Source organism: Vibrio fortis, assembly GCF_000695685.1.
Lineage (GTDB): Bacteria > Pseudomonadota > Gammaproteobacteria > Enterobacterales > Vibrionaceae > Vibrio > Vibrio fortis_A.
Genome location: NZ_JFFR01000002.1, coordinates 518,118 through 531,325, shown reverse-complemented (window position 1 = coordinate 531,325; position 13,208 = coordinate 518,118). Strand labels below are relative to the sequence as shown.

Annotated in this window: 10 protein-coding genes; 7 read left to right on the top strand and 3 right to left on the bottom strand. The window is 45.2% G+C overall.

Features of this window, described 5'->3' with window-relative positions; genetic code table 11:
- Positions 1-67: 67 nt before the first annotated feature.
- Positions 68-832, bottom strand: coding sequence for a transporter substrate-binding domain-containing protein (locus VFDL14_RS20300; RefSeq protein WP_032549195.1), 765 nt, complete (start codon positions 830-832; stop codon positions 68-70).
- 266 nt (positions 833-1,098) lie between these two features.
- Here VFDL14_RS20300 and VFDL14_RS20305 point away from each other — a divergent pair, with 266 nt between their 5' ends.
- The 7 genes from VFDL14_RS20305 (at position 1,099) to VFDL14_RS20335 (ending at position 9,906) form a co-directional block, all read left to right on the top strand.
- Positions 1,099-1,977 (top strand): NAD(P)-dependent oxidoreductase, encoded by an 879-nt coding sequence (locus VFDL14_RS20305; RefSeq protein WP_032549194.1) that lies wholly within the window; start codon positions 1,099-1,101, stop codon positions 1,975-1,977.
- Positions 1,978-2,304: 327 nt separating this feature from the next.
- On the top strand, positions 2,305-3,336 hold the full coding sequence (locus VFDL14_RS20310) for a hypothetical protein (RefSeq protein WP_032549193.1): 1,032 nt from the start codon (positions 2,305-2,307) through the stop codon (positions 3,334-3,336).
- Positions 3,337-3,549: 213 nt separating this feature from the next.
- A complete protein-coding gene (locus tag VFDL14_RS20315; RefSeq protein WP_032549192.1) occupies positions 3,550-4,854 on the top strand; it encodes an MATE family efflux transporter in 1,305 nt (434 codons plus the stop codon).
- Between the two features lie 186 nt (positions 4,855-5,040).
- Positions 5,041-5,802, top strand: coding sequence for an ABC transporter ATP-binding protein (locus tag VFDL14_RS20320; RefSeq protein ID WP_032549721.1), 762 nt, complete (start codon positions 5,041-5,043; stop codon positions 5,800-5,802).
- 19 nt (positions 5,803-5,821) lie between these two features.
- Positions 5,822-6,655, top strand: coding sequence for an ABC transporter ATP-binding protein (locus VFDL14_RS20325; protein ID WP_032549191.1), 834 nt, complete (start codon positions 5,822-5,824; stop codon positions 6,653-6,655).
- Positions 6,645-8,165 (top strand): ABC transporter substrate-binding protein, encoded by a 1,521-nt coding sequence (locus tag VFDL14_RS20330; protein ID WP_032549189.1) that lies wholly within the window; start codon positions 6,645-6,647, stop codon positions 8,163-8,165. Before VFDL14_RS20325 ends, VFDL14_RS20330 begins: the two co-directional genes overlap by 11 nt.
- 4 nt (positions 8,166-8,169) lie before the next feature.
- Positions 8,170-9,906 (top strand): ABC transporter permease subunit, encoded by a 1,737-nt coding sequence (locus VFDL14_RS20335; protein ID WP_050487307.1) that lies wholly within the window; start codon positions 8,170-8,172, stop codon positions 9,904-9,906.
- Between the two features lie 141 nt (positions 9,907-10,047).
- Here the strand turns inward: VFDL14_RS20335 and VFDL14_RS20340 are convergent, their stop codons facing one another.
- Positions 10,048-12,282 (bottom strand): hypothetical protein, encoded by a 2,235-nt coding sequence (locus VFDL14_RS20340; RefSeq protein WP_032549188.1) that lies wholly within the window; start codon positions 12,280-12,282, stop codon positions 10,048-10,050.
- Between the two features lie 374 nt (positions 12,283-12,656).
- Positions 12,657-13,139: a peptide-methionine (S)-S-oxide reductase gene (locus VFDL14_RS20345; RefSeq protein WP_032549187.1), complete on the bottom strand. Its 483-nt coding sequence runs from the start codon at positions 13,137-13,139 to the stop codon at positions 12,657-12,659.
- Positions 13,140-13,208: the final 69 nt, after the last annotated feature.

Genomic DNA, 13,208 nt, shown 5'->3' with positions numbered 1-13,208 from the left:
TAACCTTTATAAGAAAAACGCCGACTCTATTGAGTCGGCGTTTTAATTGTTGAGATAGAAGAAGAGACTATTTTAAAGAGTTCTTCTGTAATAGCTCATCTTCAACACCCTTGAGCTTCATCTCATCCATAATGAAGTTGACCGTGTTCAGTAGGCGCTGCTCACCTTTTGGAATTAAGTAACCGAATTGGCTATTAGTAAATGGTGTCTCACAACGCGCCGCTTCTAAGCGATCATCGGTGACTTGATAGAACAAGCCTTCTGGTGTTTCTGTCACCATGACATCGACTTTGCCTGTCGCGACCGCTTTCGGTACATCGAGATTGTTTTCATAACGAGTAAAGCTTGCCTGTTGCAGATGTTTATCTGCGAACGCTTCGTTGGTTCCACCAATGTTGACGCCAACTTTGACCGAAGGTTGATTAACTTTGTCTATAGTATTGAATTTCTCGGCAGTACCTTTGGCGACCAGAAAGCACTTACCAAAAGTCATGTAACCTTGGGTTTGTTCTGCAGCAAGTTGACGTTGCATCTTACGAGTGATGCCACCCATTGCGATGTCGTACTTATCTTCGTCTAAGTCTGTGAGCAGATCTTTCCAAGTTGTACGAACTAGTTTGAGCTCAACACCCAGTTGTTCCGCTATATGTTGGGCGACGTCGATGTCGTAGCCTGAATAGCTTTTTCCATCGAAGTAAGAGAAAGGTTTGTAGTCACCAGTAGTGCCCACTCTTAGCGTGCCTGACTCTTGGATATCTTCCAACTGGTCAGCCGCTGCTGTTCCACTCGCAACAAGAACGATTGAAGCGAGTAATAAAGAGATCTTTTTCATTGTTATTGTCTGTTGTGTTTAGTGTGAGAATTAAAACTAACAGAAAGAGAAGAAGAAAGAGATCAAACCAACACGTAATTAGACTTTATTGCCAAAAGTAGCAATTAGTCTGACTATTAACTGACATATTGTCTGATTTATACCCCATGATAAGCCTAATACGTCTAGCTGATCACAGATTCTAACTCAAGGTCATTGCACAATAGGTTTTGCACCAATATAATATAATCATACAATAACACATTACTTGAGTTTAGGAGTTAGTTATGACAAAACCTGTCATTGGTTTCATTGGCCTTGGTCTTATGGGCGGCAACATGGTTGAGAACCTACAAAAACGTGGTTATGAGCTAAACGTTATGGATCTTAACAAAGAAGCGGTTGCAGCTTGTGTAGCTCGTGGTGCAAAAGAAGCAACTTCTGGCAAAGAACTTGCAGAAAACAGCGACATCGTAATGCTATGTCTTACAACGTCTGCTGTTGTAGAAAAAGTGGTATACGGTGATGAAGGTATCCTAGCGGGTATCAAAGAGGGTGCAACACTGATTGACTTCGGTACTTCTATCCCAGCTTCAACGCGTAAGATTGGCGAAGACCTTGCAGCGAAAGGCGCTGGTATGATTGACGCACCTCTAGGTCGTACACCAGCTCACGCTAAAGATGGCCTACTAAACATCATGGCTGCAGGCGACATCGAAACATTCAACAAAGTTAAACCTGTTCTTGATGAGCAAGGCGAAAACGTATTCCACCTAGGTGCTCTAGGTTCAGGTCACGTAACTAAGCTTGTAAATAACTTCATGGGTATGACGACTGTAGCAACAATGTCTCAAGCATTCGCTGTTGCAAAACTGGCTGGCGTTGATGGTCAACAGCTGTTTGACATCATGTCTGCAGGTCCATCTAACTCTCCATTCATGCAGTTCTGTAAGTTCTACGCAGTAGATGGCGAAGAGAAGCTAGGTTTCTCTGTAGCAAACGCGAACAAAGATCTTGGTTATTTCCTAGAGATGGTTTCAGACCTAGGTACAGAGTCTCTAATCGCTGAAGGTACGTCTAAGAGCCTACAAGCTGCAGTTGATGCAGGTCTAGGTCAAAACGACGTTCCAGTACTATTTGACTACTTCACCAAGCTAGAGAAGTAATACAAATAAGCCCTGCTCATGAGGATTTTTCTTCCTTTTCTCTCATGAGTAGGGTTGCTCATTTGTCTGATTTATTTATCAGTAAGCACTCTCTTAAAACATGCATTTGCGTGCTTTATTTATCTTCGTATTTCTGCCTTCAATTGCTTCATCTCTTAGCACCCATTCGAGTGCAAGTATGATTTCATAACCCTTAAAGATCTTAAAAACCATGAATTTATCCGTGTCTGATCTACGGAGACGGAAACTCCATGTTACTCTTAAGCCATAATAGAGTTAGAAACAGAAAGTTCTCACTCGTGAATATCGGTTTTAAGAGAGGTAGACATGAAAGTGTCTAAGAAGGAACGCAGAATCATTGGTAATGCGCTCGATGAGTGGCAGTCCCAAGGTGTTTTAACACAAGAAGAGCATGACAAGCTGACGAGCACCTTCGAAGTTTCGGCTTTCGATTGGACTCAGATTGCTCGTTACTCGTTTACTATTGCGGTGACATGCGTTGTATTGGCAACCTTATCCTTTGTGTTTGATGAGTGGTTGATAGAGCTGTTCAAAAGCATCTTCACTGCGCCAGAACTAGCAAAGAGTCTGTTCTTCTTAGCGGGAGCTGTTGGCTTTTACGTGTTCGGTATTCGCAGAAAGAAACTCTACCCAAGTAAAGTCTTGGCCAATGAGGCGCTGTTCGTTCTCGGAATGATAAGCACCGCGCTGTCGATCTTTTTCCTTGGAAAGGTCATAGAGACAGAGAACCTAGCACCACTGATTCTACTAGCCTCAGCGATTTATGGTTTGATTGGGCTCTGGCTGTCTTCTCAAACGGTCTGGATATTCGCCCTGATGACGTTAGGTGCGTGGTTTGGTTTCCATTCCTATCAGGTGCAGAGTGATGGCTACTATCTAGGTATGAATTACCCGCTGCGCTTTGCATTGTTTGGTGGGCTTTTGCTGGTGGCGAGCCTCTACGTTTTACCAAGGATCAGGGCAGCGATGGAATTTGAGAGTGTGACCAAATTTGTTGGCTTGCTCTATTTCTTCTTTTCCCTTTGGCTGCTCTCGATATTCGGAAACCATGCTGATTTCAGTATTTGGTTGGATATAGAGCAGATCTCGATTCTGTATTGGTCGGTGCTACTTTTGGTGGTTTCGCTTGCGGCACTCTATCTCGGATTGAAGCACCATGATGATATGACTAAAGGTGTCGCTTTGGTGTTCATCTTCTTGAATCTTTATAGCCGTTTCTTTGAGTACCTCTGGGAAGGTATGCACAAAGCCTTGTTCTTTGCGATTCTCGCGGTGAGTTTCTGGTTATTAGGGACTAAAGCAGAGAAGATTTACCAGTTAAAGCTACCTAAGGCTTGATGCGCTAGAAAAACATGTCAGACAATATTAATAATTGATATTAATTATCATTAACTTTATCATCTGGGAGATTTCTTGATTAAGGTAAATATCCGCCTTTCTTGACTGTGTTACCTTGATGAATGTGACTCTCAATTAGAGAAAGCAAGAGCCTCGAATCTACGGAGGCTCTTTTTTTGACTTCAACTCACCACTGTTCCGAGTTAAACCCTAATGAATCTGACTCATAAAGATTACTTTAAGATTGCTTTTCCCTTCATTGTCTCGACTGTTACGCAACCTTTGCTTGGAGCGGTAGATACTGCCGTTATTGGCAAACTCGGTGTCGCTGAGCTGATTGGAGGCGTCGCGATCGGCACCGTCATCATGAACACCTTGTATTGGTTGTTCGGCTTTTTCCGTGTCAGCACAACGGGTCAGAGTGCCATTGCACTGGGACGAAACAGTCACTTAGAGCAGGCGAGTAGTCTGTTTCGCCCATTTGTACTGGCTTTGTGTGTTGGATTAATTTTCATAGCGTTGCAGTCACTGATTTGGAAGGGCGCAGAATGGATCATCTCCCCAGATGCCGCTGTGGGTGAAAATGCGAAGATCTATTTTGACATCATGATTTATGGCGCTCCATTTGTACTGTTGAACTACACCATCATCGGTTGGTTAATGGGGCAGGCCAAAGCCAAAGAAACACTATTTACGCAAGTGTTTGGTAACGTACTCAATATCGTCTTGGATATCGTATTCGTACTCTATTTTGATATGGGGATAGCAGGCGTCGCAGTTGCTACTCTAATTGCACAAGTTACTACATTTGCTATCGGTGTTGGTTTTGTTCTTAAGACATGTAAATTTTCGCTGTTCGAGCATCTATCTACAGCCAAAATGTCCAAGAAAGATCTGAAAGTGATCATGTCTTCGAATATGGATCTGTTGTTACGTACGATTTGTATTTTGGTTTTCTTCAATATGATGGCGCGCGTTGGTTCTCAGCTTGGTCCAGACGTGTTGGCAACGAATGCGATATTGATGCAAGTGACTTTCATTGTTAGCTATATGTTCGACGGTGTTGCTAATGCCTCGAGTGTGTTTGCTGGTAAAGCGGTAGGGCAGAAAAATCCGAAGTTGCTTGATAGTGTGATTAAGTTAAACACTCAGTGGACGGCGGCATTTGTTGTAGTACTGACGCTTTTAACTCTGGTGTTTAAAGAGCAAATCGTCATGCTATTCACCACGCTACCGGAACTGAACACCCTGTATCTTGAAATGAGTCCTTGGTTACTCGTATTCCCATTGGTCGCGGGGTACGGGTTGACTTTCTATGGCATTTTTACGGGGACAAGCACAACGAAACCGGTAAGGAACTCAAGCTTTATAACGCTGCTGGTGTTTTTAGTGGTTCAGCTTTTAGCTGTGCCACAGTGGGGAAACCATGGTTTATGGCTAGCCTTTACGCTCTTTTATGTTGGACGGTTTGTTTTCTTATATCCATCGATCCAGCAAGTGCGAGAAAAGTGTTTATAGCTTCATATTTATAAATCAAACGTGTTTATCTCATAGTATTGAAATTCCCAACTAATTAAGGGCAGGTGAGCTTGCCCTTTATTCTCGAAAACCAAAAAACAGTCAGATTTAACCCTTACGGGATGTTTTCTTAACCAAACCCTCATGGTAGTATTGTTATGTTATACCATTACAAGCCAAGCTGTCGTGAACACACAACCAATACTCGCTGTAAATCAACTTCAAATCTCAGATTCTCATCAGTCTTTTTTTCGCAATATCTCTTTTACTCTTGCTGAGGGTGAAGTGCTTGCCGTTATGGGACCGTCTGGGATTGGTAAGTCTATGCTGTCTAAGGCCGTAGCCGGTTTCTTACCTAAGGATGTCTTCGCCAATGGAGATATCTTGATTAATGGCGAGGAAGTCAGCACGCAAGCGATGCTGCAAAGAGAAGCGGCTCAAAGACCTGCGGTGATTTTTCAAGACGCGTTACAAGCTCTGAACCCATTGGCTTCAGTCGAGCAACAGCTTAGTTTAGCCTTAACGGGCAACAAAACGCGTCTCAACTCGACTCACAAAGCAACCGTATCCACACTGCTTGACCAACTCGGTTTCAGTGACGCTGACATGGCTTTAAAGCAGCATCCAAGTCAACTGTCTGGTGGTCAAAGACAACGTATTTGTATTGCTATTGCTCTGCTTGGTCGAGCGAATCTGCTTATTGCCGATGAGCCAACCAGTGCGCTTGACCCAATTACCGAGTCAGAGATCCTTACTCTATTTAGAAACAGCATTCAGCAAAGAAATATCGGCGGAATGTTGATTACTCACGACTTATCTGCAGCGCTCGCTTGCGACAAGCTGTTGGTGATTGCTGAGGGTACCATGGTGGCTTACGGTACTCCGAAAGAGGCGATTACCTCAAGCAAGCACGAGTTCTGCCAACAACTGGCTCAACTGCTTCCGTAGTTCAGAGTCGGAGTCCTTTATGCCCAATCACACTCAACCTATGTCCGCACAAGTTCGTTTTGAAAATGTGAATGTACATTATTACTCGAAGCCTGCATGGCTTGGAGGGAAACCATTCAAAGCGCTCGATCAACTTGAACTGAGTATCGAAACTCAGAACTTGGCGATTGTCGGGCCATCAGGCGCCGGTAAGTCTACTTTGATTGAGTTGCTTTTCAGTTTACGACGACCTACGTCGGGTGAGGTGTATATCTGTGGGCAACCGCTCTCATCAAGTTCAGAGAAACAGCGCAGAGCATTGTGCCAGCATATCCAGCTTATTCCACAAGAGCCGCAATCGAGCTTGAACCCTTATTACACGGTGGAGCAGTTGTTATTGGAGCCACTTATCAGCATGGGGCTTACTGACAATAAAGAGCAAAAAATTGAAAAGGCACTCAGAGATGTTGGACTTAACGAGTCACTATTAGCTCGTCCATCAAGACAGCTCTCCGTTGGCCAAGCACAAAGAGTCGCAATTGCTCGCGCTCTGATTGTAGAACCTTGTGTGCTGGTGGCTGATGAGCCCACCAGTAGCTTAGATCCAGTGAGTCGACAGCAGGTCCTAGACTTGTTTGTATCGATCCAGCAGCGACGCCAAATGCGACTGATCTTGGTGACTCACGACTTGAATGCAGCCGAAGCATTGTGTGATGAGATCTTAGTGCTCGACAAAGGCCAAGTCGCTGAATATGGCGAAGCTAAGCAAGTGATGAAGCAACCCAAACATATGACCACTCGAGCTTTATTGAGTGCGCAAAAAACGAATCATGAATACACAAAAACCATTGGAGAGGTCTCGTATGCACCTTAATACGCCAAAGTTAGCAGTAGCGCTAGCTCTAAGCACATTGCTAACAGGTTGTTTCGATTCTGAAGAGAAGAAACAAGACGCTGAACAAGCGGCGGCACCTGTTGATAAATCAGCAGAAATTCGTGTTGCGATGATGCAACCGCCAAGAACAGGCCTTTCACCTCTATCTGACGACGCATTCAAACTGTCTCGTTGGAGCACGGCTGAAACATTGGTAAACCTAAGTGACCAATCGGTGGCGGAACCTATGCTAGCAACCGAGTGGGAACAAGTTGACCCAATGACTTGGACTTTCAACGTACGTGAAGGCGTTAAGTTCCATGACGGCTCAGATCTCAACGCTGCGGTTGTCGTTAACTCTCTTCAAAAAGCGCTAGATGCAGCGCCAAAGCCACGTATCCTTGATGGTATTGAATGGCAAGTTGAGGCGATTGATGACTTTAAGGTTCAGATAAAAACAACGTTTAATGATCCACTTCTGCCAAGCCGTCTATCAAGTCCACAGCTTTCTATTCTATCGACAGCTGCTTACCAAGAAGATGGTCGCGTGAACTCAATTAAAGCGGGTACTGGTCCATTTATCCTGACAGAAATCAACGGCACAACGAGCGCGAGACTGACACGCTTTGATGGCTACTGGGGCGAGAAAGCTAAAGTTGAAAACATCTTGGCGGAATACGTGCCTAACGGTTTCGCGCGTGCGGCGGCTCTGCGTACTGGTGAAGCGGACGTAGTAGAAGCGGTACCGGTTTCTCAAATCGCAATGATGGATCAATCTCAACTACATGAAGTTGCGATGCCTCGTACAAACACGCTATATCTAAATAATCAGTCTGAAGTGTTTAGCCAATTTGCTCTGCGTAAAGCGGCAGGTCAAGCGGTGAATCGCGAGCAGATCATTGAAACGGTTTACGAAAACCATGCTGATCTTGCTAAAGGTCTTTTAGGGCCAGCACTGGCTTGGGCACAACCAGTACGTGACAAGAATCCACGTATGGAAACCATGGAAATTCGTCAAGCTAACGGCGAGAAGATCACGATTGGTACCTTTACCGACCGTGCTGAACTGCCGGAAGTAGCAGTACTTCTAAAGCAGCAACTAGAAGCGGCAGGTTTTGTGGTTGAGCTAGACGTTCGTGAATATGCTCAAATTGAAAACGACGCACTTGCAGGTAAGTTTGATGCCTTCATTCTATCGCGAGCGACGGTTCTAGATTCGGGTGACCCAGTTGCTTACATGCAGAGTGACTTCAGTTGTGACGGTTCATTTAACTTAGGTCAGTTCTGTTCTGAAGAAGTGGATGCTGCACTAGACCATGCTGACCGTCAACCTCTAGGTGAATTGCGTCAGCAAGCGATCATTGAAGCTGAAAACTTGATTCTGGGTCAATACGCTGCGATTCCTCTATTGCACGAGCGTGTGATTCAAGGCGAAAGCGAAAAAGTGAAAAATGCACAGCGTGATCCACGTGAACGTCGTCTTATCGACCAGTTTACTGAGGTGAACTAACGCAATGTCACTTGTTGCCAACATGCGCCTCAATTGGGGCGCTTGTATGCCATGGCTGTCACGCTTAGCTTCACTGAGCGTGGTGGTGGTTTTAGTGGGGCTAATGCCCGATATAGCTGGGATTGACCCAAGTCAGGCGATCTTACGTGCACGAGCTGGTGCTCAGCAGTTAATGACGGCTGAAGCACTGCAAGCGATTCGTGCTGACTTGCAGTTAGACCGTTCTGCTACAGAACGATTGTGGGACTGGTTGGTGTTGGCTGCGCAAGGCGATTTAGGTGTCTCTTGGGTAGATGGTTCACCTGTTATGCAGAGTGTTCAATCTACGGCGAAAACGTCACTGTTTTTGATGGCTTGTGCACTGACTATGACGTTAGTGTTCTGCCTTATCAGTGTCTTGTTCACCATTCATCGTTGGCAACAAAACAAGCTTGATAATCAACACAACAGCTTAAGCTCTGTGTTGGTGTCGCTTCCTGAGTATGTGATTGCGTCATTACTTATCTTGGTTTTCGCAATTTGGCTAGGTTGGCTTCCACCTTACGGTTGGACCAGCACCCAAAACCTCTGGTTACCGACACTAGCGCTCGCTTTACCTGCAAGTGGCTTATTTAGCCGACTATTGAACGACAGTTTGATTCGGGTTCTTGATGAACCTTGGGTTATCACTTGGCTTTCGGCAAACATCAGCAAATTCCAGATCTTGAGGTTTGCCTTGTGGCGAGCACTTAGCAACCTTATCCCGCAACTTGCCATGATTGTGATTGGTTTGACTGGCGGTGCGGTGGCAGTTGAGCAGATCTTTTCGATTCCTGGTATTGGTCGCTTAATTCTGGGCGCGGCTAAGTCGCAAGACCTTCCACTGCTTCAAGGTGGTCTATTGGTATTGCTCGCATTCTCGATTCTGATCAGTAGCGTTAGCATCATGATCCAGCGGGCTTTACTCGGGCACAGCGCTACTAGCGGTAAGTTGATCAGCAGTCACAGCACGTTTCGCTTCACCCAGAGTCGCATAAAAAGAAATGCCAGTTTAACTATCTTCACTCTGCTTATTGGTTGTGCCGGTTGGGCGCTGATCCGTGACCCTTACCTCATCCAATTTCCTCGATTAGCCTCACCGAGTCTTGCAGCTCCATTTGGTGCTGATGCTGTAGGTCGAGATCTGCTTGCGAGAGTGGGAGGAGGGATGTTCTCAACCATGAAAATGGGAATACTGGCGACCTTCCTAAGCCTAGTGATCGGCTTATTGCTTGGATTTGTGACTCGCTACAGCCAAGGTCTTATCGAGATCACCAAGGCGGTGCCTTATATCGTGGCAGGTCTTTTGGTGGCCGGTTTAACTGGGATGAACCCAAACAGTGCCTTGATTGCTATCGTGTTAGTGTCTTGGGCACCTTTAGCTGCGCACTGTTCAAGCTTGGTTTTAGAAGCAAAGGCTCAGCCGTATACGCATTTGGCTCCTGTTTGGGGAACCAGCCGTCTGCGTGTATTGCGCTATTATTTGCTCCCTTATGTTTTGCCGCCACTGATAAGGCATGCACTGTTAAGACTGCCCGTTATTACGTTGAGTTTAACGTCTTTGAGCTTTATCGGCTTGGGAGCGAAGCCACCAGAGCCAGAATGGGGCTTGCTGATTGCCGAGAACCTACCTTACATCGAGCGTTCTGCGATTGGTGTTATCGCGCCAATTGCTGGTCTTGTCATGCTCTCTGTCGCGATCAACTTACTGTTTGATGACTAGGTTTTGATAGAAATTTGCTTGATGACGAGTAGCTAACGGTAAGCACGGCACAATGACTAAAGAAAAAGCCTCTTGATTCTATATAGCAAGAGGCTTTTCTATTTGTGCGAATTTTAGGGTGCGACATCTGGCATTCGCTGCTTACTCTGCGTTGACCAATATTAGGCCTTGGTATCCTCCAATTTGAACTTCGGTGACTGGATCTCCGAGGTTACCGTTAGGATCTACAGGTCTCATCTGCTTACCCAACTGAATCGTAATCAAAGGTTCTGAAAAATAACTCACATTTCGGCCATGAAAGTCGGTTCGATACAGCACTAAACCTTTTTCAAACTGACGTGCGAGAACCATCTCTTCTGGTCCGCCATTGACGACTTGATTCTCCGATTGGTAAGCGAAGTAAGTATGGGTAGGCATCACATCAGCCATACCATTGGGCAAATCTTGATGAACTAACTCGGTCATCGCACTATCACCAACAATTGTGTAATCCGCAGCATAAGGCGTCGACGTTGATAGCATGAGTGGGATTGCATTGTGATTGCTCGGGATTTCCCCTGAAGGCGCACCTATGTCCACCTTCAATAATGAAGTAGGTTGGTAGGCAATGTTTTGAGCAATGCCACTGGTGTAGTAATTGCTACTGGTGGTGTTATGACTCCCGTACAGATAGCTGCTATTCCACTGATTAAAGTAGCTGCGATCCGTGTGATGATTAAGGTAGTAGATGGCAAGAGCTGAATACTGGTCTTGTTGCCAGTTTTCTTGCGTATTCCCAAAATATTGAACTCTACCATATCGTGTCGTGGCCTGGAAAATGACGCTATTACCAGACTGAGTTAACGCTGAGTTATCCCAGAATTTAGATATTCCAGCATACCCACTGAAGCCAGTAGTGGGGAAGAGGTAGTGCTCGCGCAGATACAAAGAGCCTGCATCGATGAGATGAGATTGCCCATTTCGGCCATACAGATTTGCCGTCCCGATATTCAAACCAACAAGTGTTCCAGGTTGTTCGGTTGCAAGTCTGTTTAGGAACGACGAGAAGTGGTTTTTGTATAGAGAGTCTGCTTCGTCAGAGCCCGCTATCGCTTGCAGCTCGGTAATGTTACCCCCGGAATAAACGAAGAATTGATTACTGCCCAATAGCTTATTAGTGTCATCGTTGTAAGCCCCATTTAAGCCTTGTTCTACCCAATTTACAGCGTAGTAAGCTGACATAGCCTCTTGATAGTCGTTGTTAGCTAAATTTGTTAATGCCCAAGATGAAGACTGATTCCACATGCGGCCGAAAGGGATAACCCGAGATTCCCAGCGAAAACGCGCAGTTGCATTTTTGTTTGTACGAGCTTTGTATTCAGAGTTTGATAGATAGTTGTCGTTGTTGATGTCTGCCGAGTGATCAAAGCCTCTGATTTTTCTCCACTTCTCTACTGTTCGCCCATCTGACGTCGTTTCTGCTGCGTCGGTAAGCTTCACCGTTGGGAAAGAGTTTTTAAGTATTACTTCTTTTAGACGCGGCCTGTGCTCTGGCTCATTCCATCGAATGCGTACTACATAGAGTCGGCCACCATCACGAAGGTATTCAGAGCCAAAATACTGCCCACCGCCGTAGCTGGCACCGCTGCCATCGTGCGTGGTTGCGCGCTTCCAATCATCCGGCATGTTCCAAATTACCGCTTGGTTCTTGGTCATGTTCAGGCTCTTATCTTTCTTGATTGAAATAGTTTGCCATTGGGTAGCTTGACCGCGCTGGTCGATAGCATTTGGATACTCAATGGAGAAGCTTCCGCCAGTAGCCAACTGAGAGAATTCCAGCGTTAAGCGGTCAAACGGTTCGGAGTGATAGATGTAGAGGGCACCATTGTTATCAGAGTGCTCGAACACGTCAGCATCCCAAGGTGGCTGTTGATAGAGCCAAAACCCCGCGTGCGATTGATCGACTGTGTATCCAACAATCATAGGCTTTCGGTTGAGGATGGTGTTCTCACCGTGCGTAGAATCAACCTCCGCAATCACAGTGTCTTCCGAGAAGTGTAGGAAGAAATCTTCGTAGTTTAGGGCGTTGGCTTCAGCGTAGTTTCTAAGTTCGTCTTCAATCCAACTTGAGTTGATCTCTAGTTTTTGGTTGTACATGTAACCCAATGTATTACTGCGGGCGTTGTCGGAGGGTTCACCATAAGAGCCGAATACAATATCACTGTTGCTCAACTCCCAATCAATTAACTCGTGAGCTGTCAGCTCAACACCATTGTGATTGGTTGTAGATTCGTGTTGTCCTGGAAGGATAAATGCGGTGCCTGCAGAAGGGAATTCAGTTGAAACCGCATTGAGTGAAATCGCCATCAGAGTGGCTGTCAAAATAGTTTTAGTCATTCACACAATTCCAAATCCGAAAATTACAGCAAAAAATGATATGTCAAATTGACAATCAAATTAGGAAAAAGTATTGGCGATTGAGTTTATGGATTCAAGGGTTCAAAACGATCACAACCATGTGCGACTAGTTGAAACTATTTAAAATCAGGCTAATAAAGCGGCAATTATTTTGTGTTTTATATAAATTTTATATTTTGTTTTGACAGGAAAACTCCCCCAAGAATTCTCAATTTGAGAATTCTTGCTGTGCCTTTTGGGGTTTTATGTTACATCGAGCGCAAGCTAGCTAGATGACTACTTGCGCTTGTTCCACGGTTAGAAGGATGCTTTGGCTTAAGTCAAAGTGGTACGAAGAAAGCAAAAGTGGGTTTCTATTTCACTTTGTACTTATGCAGCAGATCCCAAGGAATATGACATAAGTGGTGATTCTCTGGGTGAAGTGACAAATGGTGCTGGTGGATGTCGTCACTTAGGACAAAATTTGTCAAAGGCAAAATCTCTAGAGCAATTCGGTCGGCATCATTTCTAGCTGCAATGATTTGCTTGGCTTGCGCAATATGGTTCGGCTGTTCACTATAAATACCGGTTCGGTACTTCTCGCCAACGTCATTTCCCTGCTTGTTCACACTGTATGGGTCGATAATCTCGAAAAGGTGATGTATTAGCGTTTCTAAAGAGACTTCTGCCGGGTTAAAAGTCACTTCTACACATTCAGCATAACCATCGTAATCGCCTTGAGTTGTCGCACTCTTGCCATTGGCACGCCCAGCTTTAGTATCAACAACACCGGGTACGTACTTGATAAACTCTTGGACTCCCCATAAGCAGCCACCTGCTAGGTAGATCTTTTCCATTACTCTTCGCTCATAACTAAAACAGGACTATGCTAATGGCTCCTAGTCGTTGAATCCAGTAGCTTACAT

Bases quoted from the DNA above. Each gene is read 5' to 3' on its own strand.
- VFDL14_RS20310 (WP_032549193.1), top strand. From the start codon at position 2,305: ATGAAAGTGTCTAAGAAGGAACGCAGAATCATTGGTAATGCGCTCGAT.
- VFDL14_RS20345 (WP_032549187.1), bottom strand. From the start codon at position 13,139: ATGGAAAAGATCTACCTAGCAGGTGGCTGCTTATGGGGAGTCCAAGAG.
- VFDL14_RS20300 (WP_032549195.1), bottom strand. From the start codon at position 832: ATGAAAAAGATCTCTTTATTACTCGCTTCAATCGTTCTTGTTGCGAGT.
- VFDL14_RS20335 (WP_050487307.1), top strand. From the start codon at position 8,170: ATGTCACTTGTTGCCAACATGCGCCTCAATTGGGGCGCTTGTATGCCA.
- VFDL14_RS20305 (WP_032549194.1), top strand. From the start codon at position 1,099: ATGACAAAACCTGTCATTGGTTTCATTGGCCTTGGTCTTATGGGCGGC.
- VFDL14_RS20325 (WP_032549191.1), top strand. From the start codon at position 5,822: ATGCCCAATCACACTCAACCTATGTCCGCACAAGTTCGTTTTGAAAAT.
- VFDL14_RS20330 (WP_032549189.1), top strand. From the start codon at position 6,645: ATGCACCTTAATACGCCAAAGTTAGCAGTAGCGCTAGCTCTAAGCACA.
- VFDL14_RS20340 (WP_032549188.1), bottom strand. From the start codon at position 12,282: ATGACTAAAACTATTTTGACAGCCACTCTGATGGCGATTTCACTCAAT.
- VFDL14_RS20315 (WP_032549192.1), top strand. From the start codon at position 3,550: ATGAATCTGACTCATAAAGATTACTTTAAGATTGCTTTTCCCTTCATT.